General features: G+C 37.8%; 10 protein-coding genes. 8 read left to right on the top strand and 2 right to left on the bottom strand.

The annotated features are described in order from the left end of the window. Positions 1-151 precede the first annotated feature (151 nt). From IPI99_02715 to IPI99_02700, 4 genes are read left to right on the top strand one after another with little or no spacing between them, the layout of a single operon-like run. Positions 152-1,480, top strand: a complete 1,329-nt coding sequence (locus tag IPI99_02715; GenBank protein MBK7339422.1) for an oligosaccharide flippase family protein — start codon at positions 152-154, stop codon at positions 1,478-1,480. Further along, positions 1,481-3,106, top strand: coding sequence for a 7-cyano-7-deazaguanine synthase (locus IPI99_02710; GenBank protein ID MBK7339421.1), 1,626 nt, complete (start codon positions 1,481-1,483; stop codon positions 3,104-3,106). It abuts the gene before it with no gap. Positions 3,107-3,143: 37 nt separating this feature from the next. Then, complete coding sequence (locus tag IPI99_02705) at positions 3,144-4,223, top strand: glycosyltransferase family 4 protein (protein MBK7339420.1); 1,080 nt, start codon at positions 3,144-3,146, stop codon at positions 4,221-4,223. After that, positions 4,220-5,395 carry a glycosyltransferase gene (locus IPI99_02700; protein ID MBK7339419.1) on the top strand — a complete coding sequence of 392 codons (1,176 nt, stop codon included), beginning with the start codon at positions 4,220-4,222 and terminating at the stop codon, positions 5,393-5,395. Before IPI99_02705 ends, IPI99_02700 begins: the two co-directional genes overlap by 4 nt. A gap of 39 nt (positions 5,396-5,434) precedes the next feature. On the opposite strand, the gene IPI99_02695 is transcribed toward IPI99_02700, so the two are convergent. Beyond that, positions 5,435-9,562, bottom strand: coding sequence for an HYR domain-containing protein (locus IPI99_02695; protein ID MBK7339418.1), 4,128 nt, complete (start codon positions 9,560-9,562; stop codon positions 5,435-5,437). A 626-nt stretch (positions 9,563-10,188) separates the two neighbouring features. Here IPI99_02695 and IPI99_02690 point away from each other — a divergent pair. The 4 genes from IPI99_02690 to IPI99_02675 all read left to right on the top strand — a co-directional run bounded on the left by IPI99_02690 (position 10,189) and on the right by IPI99_02675 (position 16,782). After that, entirely contained in the window at positions 10,189-11,454 is a 1,266-nt protein-coding gene (locus IPI99_02690; GenBank protein ID MBK7339417.1) for a TolC family protein, read from the top strand. Between the two features lie 155 nt (positions 11,455-11,609). Then, positions 11,610-12,296, top strand: a complete 687-nt coding sequence (locus tag IPI99_02685) for a response regulator transcription factor (GenBank protein MBK7339416.1) — start codon at positions 11,610-11,612, stop codon at positions 12,294-12,296. 49 nt (positions 12,297-12,345) lie between these two features. After that, positions 12,346-15,120, top strand: a complete 2,775-nt coding sequence (locus IPI99_02680) for a phosphatase PAP2 family protein (protein MBK7339415.1) — start codon at positions 12,346-12,348, stop codon at positions 15,118-15,120. A 204-nt stretch (positions 15,121-15,324) separates the two neighbouring features. After that, complete coding sequence (locus tag IPI99_02675) at positions 15,325-16,782, top strand: vanadium-dependent haloperoxidase (GenBank protein MBK7339414.1); 1,458 nt, start codon at positions 15,325-15,327, stop codon at positions 16,780-16,782. 273 nt (positions 16,783-17,055) lie between these two features. On the opposite strand, the gene vanZ is transcribed toward IPI99_02675, so the two are convergent. After that, on the bottom strand, positions 17,056-17,337 hold the full coding sequence (gene vanZ, locus IPI99_02670; GenBank protein MBK7339413.1) for a VanZ family protein: 282 nt from the start codon (positions 17,335-17,337) through the stop codon (positions 17,056-17,058). Positions 17,338-17,407 lie beyond the last annotated feature (70 nt).

Raw genomic sequence — 17,407 nt, 5'->3', positions numbered from 1 at the left:
TAATCAACTTTTCATAAATTTTGAATCGAATTTGCGACATTTGCATTAAATATTAAGTACCATTCATTCGCCATCAATTGATAGGAAAGGATTTCTGAATGAAATATTCAGATTGCAGCTGTTCAGTACCATAATTATCACTATAATTCAGGTGCTCACGCTTTTGTTGGTGGGCAGATATCTGGATAAGACCCAATTGGCGATATTTACGATTTTCCAATTAATTTTTAGATTGGGATTGTCTGTTTTTGACCCGGGGATGTTTATTTCAGTTATTCAGAAAAAACTGAGAAATAAAGTAATAATGTGGTCTTTAGATAGGTGGCAGTTGTTTTTTGTAACTGTGATTTCCTTTGCAATAGTATTATGGTTTGCTCAAAGTGGATCAATAGATGCGAATCTGATCGCAATAATGTATTTGGGTATTTGCACATTGTTTTGGATTGGTGCCACAAGTAAGTTTCAATCTCAGCTAATAGCAGATAACAGACAGAAGGAAGTTTTTTGGGCTCAGGTCTTAGCCTATGGGATTGAGTTTATCTTTATAGTTGCGGCACTAAATTATTTGCCTGCGTTGTGGATTTTCTGTATTGGATTAACAATCAGAGTGTTAATCATGTTTGGATGGGCTTGGATTATAAGTAATAAAAAGGAAGAGAATCTACTTTTAAAAAGGGATGAATACTTGGATTTTAGTCGAAATCATGTTCTGACCCAATTGTTAAGTTTTATTCAGGGCAACTACGATACCGTTTTTATAGGTTATTTGTTTGGATTACCTTTTTTGGGTATTTACAATCTTGCATGTGAATTCAGTTTTTTGTTGTTTTCAAAGATCAATCCTATTTTTAATCGTGCAATATTTCCAGTAATTAGTTATCAAATGTCAGGAGAGCAAAGGCAGACTCTGACATGGAATACAATACAAACATACCTGATTGTAATGATTCCCATTCATTTATTCATAGGATTTAATGCTGACACCATCCTTCACTGGGCATATCCGGATAAAGGGATAGAAATAGCAGTTGTGGTAAAGTATTTTATTTTCATTGCTCTGATCAGAGGTGTCAATAATATTTTGAACACATTTATTTTAGGATCTGGAAATAGTCGATTTATCTTAATTTGGAATGTTGTTATTTTATTGATTAATTATTTGTTTATTTTAGTATTTCTCTATTTGAAAATTAGTCTGGATTTGTTTTTGATTTGGTCAGTATGCTATGCATTTGTACTCATGTTAGTAATATTGAAGTGGATGCATGCCGAGAACTTATTAGGAATAAATCTGAAATCCGGTTCGGCTTCAAAAATGCTATTTATTATATCGATTTTTGGTATTATATTATACGCAATGCAATGGATACATATACCGTTTTGGATTGCTTCAATAATCGCTATAATTGTTTATTCTATATTGTTATACATTTTCAATAGAAGAATTTTATTCAACTTACTTAAACTCAAATTGGTTTAAATGTCAAAAGTTTTTGGGTATATTTCAGATCGACATTTGATTGATTTGCCGGATAGTAATCACGCTTTCAATCATCTCATTCAAAATAAGAATTTCTATTGTGAATTTTCTTCGAATCTGGAAGGAAATTGGTTCAAGCGGGAAATGGACCAGGGGATATTGATGTTATTTGGAAATATTACCACGTTGGACGGATTTGAAAAATTCTGGGATAATTTGAGTTCGTGGAAACTGGATGATTATAAGATTCAAGTCAGGGCTTTATTCAGCTACATTAATGGACTTTATTGTTTAATTTATTTGGATCGCACTAGCCAAACGACTTATATCATTCAAGATCCATTGGGCTTTTATCCATTATTTATTTTTAAAGATAGTACTTCCGTTTATTGGATGTCAGAACAACAAGATATGTTGTATATTCCAGCTGTCAAGATTCAATGGAATCAAGAAGCTGTGGATTCTATGCTTTCCAATGGCCATTTATTATCTGGCCAAAGTTGGTTTAATGGGCTTTTTCGGACACATGCAGCCGGTATTTATGTGTTTGATAAATCTGCCAATTTAATTTCTAAAGATACTTATTGGTCATGGAGTATCGTGCAAAAACAATCGATTGATTCGGCAGAGGCTATGGAGAAGTATTATTCCATATTCGATCAGTATATTCGGCGACTTCAAATCAAAGAAGAGAATGTTGGTGTGAGTTTAAGTGGTGGTTTGGATAGTAGATTTATTAGTTTTTGTGCCAAGAAGTATTTTAATATTAAGGCTTTTACCTTTTCGATGAAATCTAGTTTGGATTTGCAAATTGCAGAGAAAGTGAGTAAAAGCCTCGAGATCGAACATAAACATCTGGAAATCGAGTACTCGGAATTCATTCAAAAACGATTGTTTTCTGTATGGAAGACTTCAGGCATGTTAGGGATAGACCATATGCATGAAGGTGGTTTGCATGAAAGTATGAAAACATTCGCTAAAACTTATTTTCATGGATTTTATGGTGGGGGAATTTATGGATCGACGTCTCAGTGTAACAAGCGGATTGATGAATCCATAGCTAAACAATGGTTTAAAGGATCGGTGGAGCAATTGCATATTGATGACCCATTCTATGATATACAGAATATTGATCCATTTATAACCGATCATAAAATACGAAATGAGAGCGCAATGAGTTTATACTTGTTGTCTTATTTTTGTAAACCTATCATCCCTTTTTATAATTTGGAATGGATGACCTTTAATTTAAGCCTACCAGATGAGTGGCAAGTGAATAATAAATTTTATTTGCAAGTACTTAAAAAATATCTGCCGTCTGAATTGAGTTCACTAAATTGGCAAAAGACAGGAGTTCCTATTGAGCATGAGAATATGAACGCATTTCTAATGCAGGTTCGGTATTCTGGTATTAGAGACCGCGTTTTCAATCAACTTGGCAAATCTGCTCATTTTTTTAATTATAATTATGCGGACGATCAAATTGATTATGAATTGTATAAACAAGATTATAAATCTCTAACTGAACGTAAAATATCAAGTATGAACAGAACGGAGAAGTTGCGCCTTCTGACTGTCCTATTATTTCAAAAAATGATACGTTATCGCACTTATGAAATCGATTAATGTATTGAATATTATTGATTGTCATCTTTCTGTTACCATGAATTGGTTAGAAAGATTGTTGTTGCAATCGAGCCCTAAAGTAAATCATTTTGTTTTTGCAAAGTATTTTTTAAAAGGCACAAAATCAGATTTTGTACCAATAAATAAATCCATTCTTCAAGTATCATACCCTATTCCATTACACCAAAAGATCCAACGATCTTTATCTGATCATACTCTCCGGAAAGAATTAAGGTCGTTAGTTCATTCTAAAATGTTTGAAGTAGTGCATGTGCACTTTGGTCACGTAGCTTTGGAGTTTGTTGATCTATTGTTAGAATTGAATGTTAAAATCTTCATCTCACTTTATGGATTTGATTACGAGTATTTGATTCAGAAGAATCCAGAAGTAAAAGATAAATATGCACACTTTGCTAAGTCTGGATGCCGTTTTGTAGTGGAAGGTAATTATTCGACAAAGTTGTTGATCTCCTATGGTGTACCCGCAAAAATGATTCATAAAGTACACTTGTTGTTTCCGTTCACAGGAGGAATTAGTAAACCAATCCATTGGTTTAAACCGATAAAATTGATTCAGGCGGCAAGCTATACCGAAAAAAAAGGACAGGATATATTGGTCGAGGCATTGAGACTCAAAAACAGAAATCTGTTCTCCGTTAAATTTTATGGTGAGCAGGCGGAAAAAGACTATTTTAAATCTTTAACTGTTGCAGTGAATGATCAAAATCTTTCGAATATTTCAATTAATGATCATATTCCTTTTTTGGATTACCAGAAAAAATTATCTCAGGCCCATATTGCAGTAAGCCTTTCTCACAAAGCTTCGAGCGGGGATACTGAAGGTGGTTGTCCTGTATTTATTCGGGATGCCTTATTTTATGGTAAACCCGTACTGACCACTTTTCATTGTGATATACCTGATTTATTTGTACACAGTTACAATTCTTGGATGATTAGGGAGAATGATGCTCAAGATGCGTCTGAAGCTTTAGATGAAATTTCTTTTCTCTCTTCCAGAGATTATCAGCGTATGGCTTGGCAGGCATTGGAAAGCGTTCGCAGTAAAAGCAATAGTTCCGGTAATGAGCTTTTTGATGTTTATTCAAGTTTGTTATGAGGATTCATATTTTTAGCAATCATTATTTTCCGGAGAACAATCCTCGGGCTTTCAGAACTGACCAAATCATTCGATCATTGTTGGAAGAGCATGAAGTTACTTATTACAATAGCCGTGCTGTATTGAGTGATTTTCAGGAAACTAATGGATCGGAAAGCAGGAAATTCAAAATTCAAAGCAAGCTAAAGAGAAACATCTATAAGTTATTTAAAGCTTGGATTTTTCCTGATAAATCCATTTTAACTGCTTTCAGCGTTTTTATAAAATATAGTTTATTAAAGCGGGTAACGAAGCCGGATATGATTATTACGATTTCACATCCATGGAGTTTCCACCTGATTGGCATTCTGATTAAACGGATTTATGCTGTACAATGGATTTGTGATATTGGTGATTTGTATGCGCACAATCCACATACTCCGACTGCACATTCCTATTTGCGGTCAAATACCTTTAAGTTTGAATCTTATGTATTGAGGAAGGCTGACTTTCTTATATTGAATAGTGGCGGAATTTTAAATTATTACAATGAAGTAAGAGGTATTCCTAAGGATAAAATGAAACTAATTTATAATGCCAGGCAATTGGAATTTCCTTTAAAAAAGGCAAAGCATCATGGGCAAATAACATTTTTATTCCTTGGTTCTACTTTTAATGATTTGAGGAATGGTATCAAGGAATGTTCAATATTGTTGGAAACATTAAAATCACCTGAATTAGCCGAACTGGACTGCAAGATCCTTTTGGTCGGAAATCAATGTGATGGATTGATACAATTTTGCCAAGCAGAAAAGAGAGTATCTATTGTCGAGCCAATTTCTAGTTCTGAAGTAAGAGAGTTTTATTCAAAAGCGGATTTTCTTATAAATTTCTCGCATGGTACTTATCCTGGATTACCTTCAAAAGTTCCCGAATATTTTGCTTCTGGAATTCCCATTGTTAATTTTTGCGAGGATATGAATGAAACGTCAGTAAAATTTTTAATTGAAATGCACGCTGATGCCATCCATGTGAATGTTCGGAAATTAAATTATAAAGATTTAATTGACTTCATTTTGAATAAAAATGAATATGATGGACAGTCGAGACCTAAGTGGACGGAATGGAGGAAAGAACAGAAGAAAAATCTATTAAAATGCATAGATAGTCTACAAAATAAAAAACCGGAGTGAGGAATTCACTCCGGTTTCTAATTTCCTTATGTGTCAAATTTATTTTTGGACTAAAATCTTCTGGATGTGTTTGTTGCCATCGTTGGAAGTGATGTGTACAACATATGCTCCGGCAGCCCAGTCTTGGATGTCTATTCTGTGGAAATGTGTTCCATTCACCGCCGGTAAATGCCAAACCATCTTGCCGGTAGAATTGAAAATTTGAATAGACGATATTGGTGAATTACTGCTGGATATGAGCACTTCATCTCGAGCAGGATTTGGCGAAACTGAAAATACAGGTTCAGGAAGTTGTGATTCCAAAGCCGGATCTGATCCTCTTGAATTCAGTTGTTCAAAACTCATCTCAGTTGCAGGACAGCCCGGACATTTTAAGTGAACAGGATCAGGAAGTGCAACCAGTGAATTGGAGCCTCCTCCTGTAAAAGTTGGTGAAATATTGATACAATAATCTTCAACTTCCCCGTATGAATAAATACAGCACGAATTTCCGGCATACCCACCGTAGGACATAGCTACTCTCATTCTGGTAGTGATTCCAGGGCATACACAGTTTCCAGGTAATGTTATATTACCACAGAGCGTTGTATAGCCATTGCCATATGCGACAAATTCTCCTGGATCTTCAAAATCCTGGTCTCCATTATAGTCTATCCAAATTCGCCAATAAACGGTGTAAGCTGTATTATTCGCAAAACCAGGCTCTAGACAGATTGGATAAGTGTTGCCCCATTTGACATCAGCGCAGATATTTGTGAAGTTAGCATAGCCTCCGTTATTTCCGGATGTGTTGTTGATAGTAGCAAACTTTACTGTATTGATCCACATAAATCGACTATCCAGACCTTTCGAAATGCAATATCCATTTCCACCACCTGTTGTCGTACAATTTACAGTTACGGTAAAGCTGCAAGTATCAGAAAGACTTCCCTGGGTAGCAACATAAGTGACTGTAGTTGTACCGCAATTAAAGAATCCACCGTTTGAAGGGCCACTAATTTGTCTGAGATCGTAGCATGGCATCTCACAGATGAATTCTCTCACACAAGAAGTGTACTGATCGTTCCATGTACCGTCAGGCAGCATTTCAACAAAGTCTTGATCTCCATTTGCATTGTTTGGTTGACCCGGGTACCAGTTCGTGTAATTCAATGGTGACCCATCTGTCCACTCAAAGCTACCTTCCACTCTACTATCATGCAGTCCTATAAACGCAGTTGCGCCCATTAGTTTACTTTGTACCCAGGCATTTTCTGCTGCGGAGCCAATAGATGCTAAATTGCCTCCCAGACTTCTGCAAATATTATGTGCACTTTGCCATGTAGCTTGTTGCAAACTACAGAAATAGCGATGTCCATTGTAAGTACCCATGTAGATAAACCCTGGTAGTGTATCGTTGCAACCACCACAGCTATTCACAGTTGGTAAATTCCAAGAAACATAGGCTCCATGAATTGTTGGATCATTTTGTGTAACCGTGATATTTGCTGGACAAACAATATCCAAACCACCTCCCGTGACAGTAATGGTAAATGAGTGTGTGACTTTATTCCCACAAACATCAGTAGCAGTATAAATGATCGTATAAACACCAGGTCCAAAACTTTGTCCCGGTTGATAATTTGAGCTAAGCTGCACATTGCTACAGTTATCATATGCCGTTGGAGGGTTCCAACTTATCGGTTTGGTACAAGCGCCATTCAAAGCAACTGTTATGTTTGAAGGGCAGGATGTAAAGTAAGGTGGGGTGTTGTCTTTCAATTCGATTAACTGGTGGCAATAACTCACCAATTGTGGATAATTGGGATCTACAGCCTTCCATATCCTGATAAATTTCTTAGCATAAACACAAGGTCCTGTAGTCAATATGGAGTCCCTGTAACTAACCACGGGAGTACCACACTGTGACGAAGATTTTGATGCAGTGGCAGTACCAGAAATTCCCGGCCCACAAGCTTGTGTAGGACAACCATAATAAGGAGCTGGACAATTTATAATAGGAGGCTGGTTACAGCATGTATTTGGTACTGTAACTGTGAAGCTATGTGATGTAACATTTCCGCAACCATCGGTAGCCGTATAAGTCACCGTTGTAACACCTACGTTGAAAATTGTTCCCGGTTGGTGTGATCCTACGATTTGGGGATTGCTGCAATTGTCAGTTGCAGTTGGTGGAGTCCACCAATACACCGCCTGACAATTTGAGTTTGGCTGTATTGTCACATTAGCAGGACATGAGGTGAATACCGGAGGAGTTTGATCAATTAATTTCACAATTTGGATACAAGTCGAATACAGATTTGAATTATTCGGATCAGTAGCTTTCCAGGTTCTTTTGATTTCAATCGCTCCTGCACATGGTCCTTGTGACAGAATCTCGTCAGAATAGCTGATGGCAGGTACTCCGCATTGAGGACTACCGGGTGTTGCAGTAGCTGTCCCAGTCGTAGATGGGTTTGTACTAGTACCCGGACAAGCAGTATAATTTTGTGGACAACTGATTACTGGATTAGAATTACAACATGGATTTACAGTTATGGAAAAGCTACATGTAGAGCTATTACCACAGCCATCCGTTGCTGTAATGGTTACCTGTGTCACTCCTACCGGAAAATCTCCGGGATTGGGATGACTTGAAGTCAACTGTGGAGCTCCACAATGATCAGTAACAGTAGGATTTGTCCAGGAAACCGTTGCAAGACAATTGCCCGGATTTGGCATTACTGTCATATTGGTTGGACAGGAAGTAAACACAGGGGGTATAAGATCACTCAATAAAATCAATTGTACACAGCTTGATTGTAAATTATTGACATTATTAGTAGCGATCCAGGTTCTTTCTATCCTGATGGCACCTGAGCATGGTCCCTGTGAAATGATTTTATCATTATAGCTCACGAGAGGAGTACCACAATTTGGTTGAGATGGAGAAGCAGTAGCTTGGCCGGTTACTGTGGTAGCTGTAGAAGTACCAGGACATCCATAATAATCCGCTGGACATTGGATGATTGGAGGAGCAGTACAGCATGGTGTTACGGTCACAGTAAAACTACATGTTGCTGAGTTGCCACATCTATCAGTGGCTGTATAAACTACTGTAGTAATACCTTCATTAAAAGAGCTTCCATTCTGATGAGTACTCGTAATTTGTGGCGTGCCGCAGTTGTCAGTTACTACAGGAGAAATCCAATTCCCGGAAGCCTGACAGTTGGCACCGGGTGCAAGTGTCAGATTAGCTGGACATGATGAAAAAACGGGCTTAATTTCATCCTTAAAGCTGATCTTTTGAGTGCATCTGGAAACAAGACTCGAATCAAATGGATCTCGAGCCGTCCAAATCCTGAAGAATGTCATTGCGCCGGCACATGATCCCTGAACTAATCCGGAATCACGGTAGGTCAAAACCGGTATTGCACAAGTGCTTTTTCCAGGTCTTACTGTAGGAGTTCCTGTTTTTTTAGGAGAAATAGAATCTCCCGGACAGCCGCTATAGTCTCCAGGACAAGAAAGGATTGGTGGTTTGTCACAACAGTTACCTGTCACTGTTATATTGAATCCACAGGTAGAGCTATTGCCACATAGGTCTTCTGCTGTGTAGGTTACTCTGGTGATCCCTACCTGAAATCTATCTCCGCTGACATGGGTTACGTTCAGGAACAGCTTTCCACAATTGTCAGTAACAGTTGGAGAGTTCCAATACACTGTGGCATAGCAATCTGGATTAGAAGCTATTGTAATGTCCGCAGGACAGTTGGTAATCGTTGGAGCTGTATCATCTGAAAGTTTTACCATTTGCATACAATTTGTATACAAAGTTGGATCCTGAGGATCTACTGCTGTCCAAATACGCTGGATGGTGATAGCACCATTGCACGGACCTGTGGAAACAATATTATCATGATATGAGACACTTGGTTGATTGCAGCCCAAGCCTCCCGGTACTGCAGTTGCATACCCTGTATTAGAAGGGAGAGTGGAAACTCCCGGACATGCATGAAACGTAGGTGGACAAGTGATTATAGGCGGATGTGTGCACGAAGCTTTCGCGCGTCCCGCAGTTAAGAATCTGGGTAATTTCAATTGGGCCTGAACCGATCCCAAACTCAATAGGATCAGCAGAAGAAAGATGGGGATTTTGAGCAAGTCTTGTGTTTGTTGTTTTTTCATAAAAATCATTTGAAAAATTTGATTCGTCCGTTGATAAAAAATAGATGCATCTTGGACGTGTGGAGACCAAAAAGGTCATCCGGTCCCATTCTGCAATTCATTCAAAAAGTATATATGCAGTTTTTATAAAAATGTGAATGGCAAGTGAGCTTTATTTGCTTGATTAAATAAAACCAAATAATCAGCTTGATAAGAGTAATATACAGAAATACAATTAATAATAAATTAATTTATTTTATATATAATGTCCGAAAAAACTTTTTAAAATTTTAGGATCTCTTTCTTAAAAACTGAGTTTACCTCTTTAAAATAGGCAAATTGATAGATTTATTTGTCAAATTTTAACAAAATTTTACTTTTTGGGTAACTTTTGTGATCTTGTTTCGGCTTCTTTGGTTTGCTTCCAATTTTTTCTTTCACATTGCACTGAGAGAGAGCCTCCTCAGGATTTGTTGTTTAAGACTTCAACACAGCTATAATTCATTATTGAATCATAGTGTGATTCGGTATTATATTTACAGCTCAAAAATTCACATAGAATCTTGCGATTCTTAAGATTGTCTTTTCAGCTATTTCCATCTAAAATGAAGCTAACCGATTTTCTTTCATCCTTCCATATTGATACCATGTCCCGCATACTATCTTCTTTGTCATATAAGCTTTATGCATCATTATTGATACTCTTCTGTATTGCGTCGGCGGTTTTCTGTCAGTCTAAAAAGTCAGTAACATTGGAAGAAGCAATCCAGCTTGCCATGCAAAATCATCCAATCCCAAGAGCTTCTGCTTTGGATGTAAGATCCGCTGAAGGACAACTGCCTACCGCTTTTGAAATTCCGAAAACCGAAATCAATGCTGAATTTGGACAATATAGTACTATCAATCATGATCAGGCGTTTGTTCTCTCCCAAACTATCCCTTTTCCAAGTACGATGCTCAACAGGAGAAAATTACTTCAAGCTGAATGGAAGGTTTCCCAAGCTGATCATTCAGTTCAATTGATAGAGTTGAAAAGCTCGGTGAGAAAAGCTTACGATGATGTGCTATTTTATTCTCACAGAAAGAGTAAACTTTATTATTTAGACAGTTTCTATAGAGAATTTGAAGCAATAGCTTCCGCAAAATTTAGATCAGGAGAAGTCACAAAAGCCGAGCTGATTTTGGCGGAAACTGCCAAAGGGCAGATGACACTTTTACTTGAAGAAAATCAGGTGGATCTGGAGAATTCGTATAGAATCTTCAAAGATCTTTTACAGGAATCTGATGTCGAAATAAAATGGATTGGAACAACTTACAATCCAATGGAAATATTAAACCTACAGAATAACACTGTGCAGAGCCACAATCCGATAATTGAGTCCTTTGAAATGGAAGCGAAACTTGCAAGTCGCAAACTGAAATTTGAAAAATCACAGTTTTTACCGGAAATTAAAGCATCTTACAGAAATCAATCTTTGACCGGGATCCAAACTGTAGATGGACAAGAAGAGTATTTTGGAAGAGACCATAGGTTTCATGTTTTCTCTGCAGGGATCGGCGTTCCACTCCAATGGAAATCAATGAAAGCCAAAATCAGATCTGAACAATTCAGAATGGAATCCAAACTAGCTCTTCTTGAATATAAAAAATCAATGCTACTATCAGAATTGAGTTCAAGCTGGAACAAACATGAACAGTTACAAAGAAGGCATGATCATTATGTCAGATATGCAATTCCTTCTGCTCAAGAAATTGTGAGGAATACCAAGACAGCTTATGGTGCAGGCGAGATCAGTTATCTGGAATATCTGACCGCACTGCGGACTGCTACGGAAGTAGAGCTCAATGCATTGGAATCAATCCATGCGTTGAATTCCAGTTCTATTCAAATTCTCCGTTTGTCGGGGCAATAAAATGTGAAAACAATTCAATTAATTAACTGTGAAACAGCATTGTATTATTGGATTGTGATCAATTTGCAAAGCTTGAGAAATAAGAATTTAATAAGAATTGCATATTTGAGCTTCCTTTTTGGAATCTTTTTTGTTTTCCTTCATAACCTTGGATTATGCATGTTCTACTGATTGAAGATGAGCTTAAAACGGCAGAATCTATCCGGAAATATCTGGAAGAAATGGATGTGCGTGTAAGCGTTGCAAACGATTCAGAAACAGCTCTGCAGTTGACTGAAAAAAGTTCATTCGACGTAATCGTTTCTGATGTGATATTGCCTTCATTCAGTGGCATAGAGCTCGTGAAGCGGATTAGACAGCTTGGTATCAAATCTCCGGTTTTGATGCTGTCCGCATTATCCCAAACTGAAGATAAATTACAGGGATTTGAGGCAGGCTCTGACGATTATCTTGCTAAACCATTTGATTTGAAAGAACTTCATGCCAGAATTCAAGCCCTGCATCGAAGGTCTATGATAGTGATTGCCGGCAACAATCATGTTTTGAGTATTGATAATTTGGTTCTGGATTTGACAAAAATGGAAGCAACCCGTGCAGGTGAAAAACTCACCCTTACACCTAGAGAGTTTAAACTCCTGGAATATTTTTTAAATAATCAGGGGAGAGTTATTCCAAAACTGGAAATTCTTGAAAAGGTCTGGAACTTGAATGATGAGATCAATACCAATGTCATCGAAGTTTATGTCAATTACCTCAGAAAAAAAATCGAAAAACCGGGTTTAAAAAAACTCATCTATACTCATTTTGGCATCGGGTATGTTATGAAATTTAATGAAAATTAATTTGGCTACCTTTGCAATCATATGGTAAATTAATCTGTAAAATCAAAATTTGAAAATTCGGACTAAACTTACTCTTCAGTATTTTTTGATCACAGCAGGGATCATGGCTCTGGCATTTGTTTTTATTTATCAGCAGTTCAAGCAGCACGTAGAAACAGAATTCTTCAAACTGCTGGAGAGTAAAGCCCGCATGACAGCAGAAATGGTTTTGCAACATGAAGAAGAACTGAAACCGATTAACTCAAATAACGTTACAGAAGATGTTCACCTCCCTTATTTTAGCAACACAAGTATTTTCAACAAATATCAGCAATGCGTATTTTCTCTCAATAAAATAGCCACTCAGATCAGACCTGAAGTATTTTTTTCTATTGATCAAAATGGCATCTATAGATTTAGCAACAATAAACTCAAAGCTATTGGTGTCAAACATCATACAAGTAATGGTAACACTTACATTTCAATATCCGAAGAAATTCCGGATTTCGGTATTTTGACACAATTGCGCAATATCCTTTTAATTTGTTTTTTGATAGTTGTCTGTTTAGTTGTACTCGGTGGGTGGTTTTTTGCTGGGGAAGCAATGAGACCGGTTTCCAATATAGTCAATCAAGTAGATAAATTGTTGCCTTCAGATTTGAGCCAACGTCTACATCAAAAAAATCAAAATGATGAGTTGTCACATCTCATTCAAACTGTAAACTCATTGCTCAATAGGATAGAATATGCCTTTCAGATGCAAAAAAGTTTTATAGCAAATGTGAGCCATGAGCTAAAGAATCCTTTAGCTGCCATACAGGCTCAGTTGCAAATGACTCGACACAAAACCAGAAGTGTAGGAGAGTACAACGATATTCTTTCATCCCTGCAGGAAGACGTGAGTGAAATGGTAAATACCATGGAGAAACTCTTACAGTTAGCCAGAGTACATTCAGATCAAACACAAATTGCAATGCATAAGGTGCGCCTGGATGAGTTGATCTATGAGGCTCGGGAGATGCTGATCCGTGCTCAACCGGATTACAATGTAAAGTTTGAAATCCAGAATTTGCCATCAGATGACGAGAACCTGATCATTCTGAGTAATGAAGCCCTTCTGGTTACAGCTTTTTATAATTTGATGGAGAACGGATGTAAGTTTTCACCTGAACATCAGGTTAAAGTCAGACTTGAATTCAATGAACACAATGACTGGCAAATCAATTTCTACAATCAAGGCAGTTATATTCCTCCGGATGAGATTGAAAAAATATTTCAGGCATTCTATCGTAGCCCCGGTCAGGCCCAAAAGAAGGGCACCGGTATAGGACTCCACTTGGTGCAGAGTATTCTGAGGATCCATCAAATAAAAATGCATGTAAAATCAGATTTGGTCCAAGGTACAGAATTTATACTCAGAGGAATGGAAAACAACAGGGGCAAAGAAATCCCTGAATTGAGAAACAAAGTAGATCCCGCACCCAAGGTTGTTTTTTCAGCAAATCCGCTTTTGCTAATTTGGATGACAATTATGGGATTATTCTTGGGGAGTTCTTGCAGCAATGCTGACCATAACATCAATACTGAACAGAAGCTAGCGGCAGCTGTAATTGCTGATTGGTACAATCAGTACATTCTTCTCGACTGGAATACTGATGGTTACAGACCTCCTGTTAGTGCAAGAATGTGGGCTTATGTTGGTCTGGCTGGATGGGAATGTGGAGTAGCTGAATATCCTGATGCCATGTCATTTGGTGTAAGCCACCCTGAATTTTCCACGGTATCATGGACGCACCAAATTGCTGAGTATAATTTGCCCGCGGCATTGAATGAAAGCTATTACGAGCTCGCACACAAGTTTTTTCCTCATGCCAATATGATCCAGAATAGGAAAATAGAAATGTTATATCAAAAATACAAGCAAAAAATAAAGGAGGATTTCAAAAACGAAAGTGTTTTGCCGTCAGGAAATCATGGCAAAGAGATAGCCGAAGCTGTATATCAGTATTCTAGCACAGACAGCAATGCTCATATGTCATTTTTATACAACTATGACCCAAATTACCACCCTCCATCCGGCCCGGGCAAATGGCAACCCACGGGAACAGATCAAATGCCTCCACTACTGCCTCATTGGAAAAAAACCAGGTGGTTTATTGTTAATCCAAATGAGATCAGCTCAAAAAATCCTGTCGAGTATTCTTCTGAGAGAAGCTCAGGTTTTTTTGCTCAAGCCTGGGAGATATTTAATCTATCTCAGCCCATCACAGAAGAGCGGAGGTGGATAGCGGAATTTTGGAGTGATGATTTTACAGGCGTCTCTTTTTGTGCAGCAACGCGTTGGCTTTCCATTCAACAACAGCTGGTGAAAAAATACCGCTTACCCGTAGTCAAAATCCTGGAAAGTAATTTTAAAATAGGATTGGCTCTCAATGATGCTGCTGTAAAAGTATGGACTGATAAGTATTTTTATTGTGTTGAGAGACCCGAAACTTATATTCGAAGAGAGATTAATCCTGAATGGGAGCCATTGCATCACACCCCTCCATTTCCTGCATACCCATCAGGACATTCTGCTTTTGGTGCTTCTGCTACACAAGTTATGATGAAGTTTTATGGTGAAGAAATAGATTTTATGGACAGAAGTCATGAAGGACGGAAAGAGTTCGTTGGTACACCAAGACATTTTACCAGCTTCAGTCAGATGGCAAAAGAAAACGCCCTCTCTAGGATGTATATTGGGGTTCATTTTAGGATGGATTGTGAAGAAGGGCTTCGACTGGGAAAAGCCGTTGGAGAAAGGGTGGCGGCTATTCAGCTTTACAGGGATGTTTCTCGAAAGTAGGAAAACGAACTCGACAATTTGGAAAATTTTTGCCATTTGGGCAAATTTTTAAGCAAATTCTTATGAGTTTCCTTTGATTATCTGGAAAAATCTTTGGTATCTTTGACCTGTTTTTTTTCCGGAACCGATTAAGAAGAAGGAAACAAATTGTAAGAAAGAAAACTATATTCAATAAATAAATAATTCATATTCAATATTTTAGGAATGAAAACAACGAATAAAATTCTCCTGCTTTTGGCTGTTTCAGGGATGTTCGTATTCTCTGCTTGCAATAAAACTACTACCCCTAGTAGCACATCAAATCTAACTAAAGATTACAACTCAGATGTTGTTACTGAGTGGATGAACGTTTTTATGACAATAGATAAGGATGCTATTGGATACAGACCTTGTCCTGGACCTACTGGTCTGGCTTATATGGGTCTCGCAGTATATGAGATATGTGTTCCGGGTATGCCTGAGTTTAACTCGATCAAAGGCAATTGGTCAGGAGAGCTTCATATTCCGAACCCACCATCAAATCAAGAGATTCATTACCCTACAGCAGTAAATGCAGCTTATGGGTATTTCATGAAGAACTTCTTCCAGAATGCAAGATTTGCTACTGGTAAAAACAGCCACATCACGAATGCAGATGCTCAATTGTTGATACAAAACAAACAATTGTATTTTGAGAATCTGTACGAAAATGAGATCCATAGCTCTGTATTCACCAACTCCAAAGCTTGGGGTGAAGACGTAGCTCGTGCAGTTTGGGATTGGTATAAGACAGACAAATATGCGTTTGACGCGCATCTCAACCCAAGAAACACCGACCCAAACAAGCCTTTAAAATTTGATTGGACAACAAATAGTAAAGATGCTTCAGGCAACGTGATTCCTGGTAATTGGTATCCGACTAACGAAGGAGGTGACGGAGGTAGATTCCCTCTTTATGGTGAAGCAAGAACTTTTGCAACTTCATCGGCAGAAAAATTGAGTATTGCACCATATCCGTATAGTGACAAACCTGGCTCAGCATTTTACGGTCAGGCATTGCAAGTTTATCATACATGTACTTCAAACATGCCTTTCGAAGACAAATGGATATCAGAGTTTTGGTCAGATGATAATGAAGGATTGACATTCAGTCCACCGACTCGTTTGATTGCTATTTTGGTTCAAATTCTAGAGCATGACCACGTAAACTTGGAAAAAGCTGCAGAATCTGTTGCTAAGATGGGTCTTGGCCTCAATGACTACGCAGTTGCATGCTGGTATTCTAAATGGCATTATAATGTAGAAAGACCTGAGACATATATCAAAAGAAATATTGATCCGAATTGGGAGCCATATCTTATAGATCCAGAATCAGGTACAACTGGAATAACTCCACCATTCCCTGCGTTTCCATCTGGCCACTCTACTTTCTCCGGTGGTGGGTTTGCGATGCTAACGCATTTATTTGGAGGTGCTTATGCATTTACTGACAATTGCCATAAGGACAGAGTAGAATTCATAGGAAAACCGAGATTTTTCGAAGATTTCGAAGAAGCCGGCAGAGAAGATGCATTTTCAAGAGTAACATTAGGTGTACATTATAGCATGGATTGTGAGGCTGGAATGAAATTAGGTAAAGCCATCACTGGTCGTATTATCAAAAATATACATTGGAAAAAGTAATAAACTAGAAATAGTAAAATGATATGACCGGCTGGAGAATAAATATTCAGCCGGTTTTTTTATTCAAATTCATTCCATTTTCATATGTTCAATAAATCAGTCTTATTCAGTGCCTTTTTAGCCATCGGATGTATCATCTCTATCATCGCTTGCAACTCTAAGAAAGTAAAAGAAGAAGTTTATACTTATGAAGATGGCTCTGCCAAAGCAAAATTTACTACTGTAGATGGCCAGATCGAAGGATTATATGAAGAGTTTTACCCTGGAGGGAACTTAATGGGCAAGAAGAACTTCGTCGGAAACAAAGAGCAAGGCGTAGCGTACACTTATTTTCACAGTGGTGAAGTAAAAGAAGTTCAATATTTTCTGGATGGACTCGTCCATGGAGGAGATACAATATTTTATGAATCCGGAGAACCGAGATATATTACTCGCTTTGAGAAAGGTAAAAGAAATGGCAAAGCAGAGCGATACAGCAAGGATGGCAAACTTGAATTTGTGACAGTTTTTGTCAACGATTCTATTATGTCCTCGGAAAATCTGATGCAGATGGATTCTGTCAGGACGAAATAGCTTAGCTCACCCCCTCAACCAAGTCAAAATTGACATCAAATAATGGATAATT

The organism is Saprospiraceae bacterium (assembly GCA_016710235.1).
Taxonomy (GTDB): Bacteria; Bacteroidota; Bacteroidia; order Chitinophagales; family Saprospiraceae; genus Vicinibacter.
Note: the sequence above shows the minus strand (reverse complement) of the source record. Positions and strands in the feature narration are given on the sequence as shown.

What these genes read in the sequence shown, in the direction of transcription:
- IPI99_02710 (MBK7339421.1), top strand. Translation starts at nt 1,481, where the DNA reads ATGTCAAAAGTTTTTGGGTATATTTCAGATCGACATTTGATTGATTTG.
- IPI99_02705 (MBK7339420.1), top strand. Translation starts at nt 3,144, where the DNA reads ATGAATTGGTTAGAAAGATTGTTGTTGCAATCGAGCCCTAAAGTAAAT.
- IPI99_02700 (MBK7339419.1), top strand. Translation starts at nt 4,220, where the DNA reads ATGAGGATTCATATTTTTAGCAATCATTATTTTCCGGAGAACAATCCT.
- IPI99_02695 (MBK7339418.1), bottom strand. Translation starts at nt 9,562, where the DNA reads ATGAAAAAACAACAAACACAAGACTTGCTCAAAATCCCCATCTTTCTT.
- IPI99_02690 (MBK7339417.1), top strand. Translation starts at nt 10,189, where the DNA reads ATGTCCCGCATACTATCTTCTTTGTCATATAAGCTTTATGCATCATTA.
- IPI99_02685 (MBK7339416.1), top strand. Translation starts at nt 11,610, where the DNA reads ATGCATGTTCTACTGATTGAAGATGAGCTTAAAACGGCAGAATCTATC.
- IPI99_02675 (MBK7339414.1), top strand. Translation starts at nt 15,325, where the DNA reads ATGAAAACAACGAATAAAATTCTCCTGCTTTTGGCTGTTTCAGGGATG.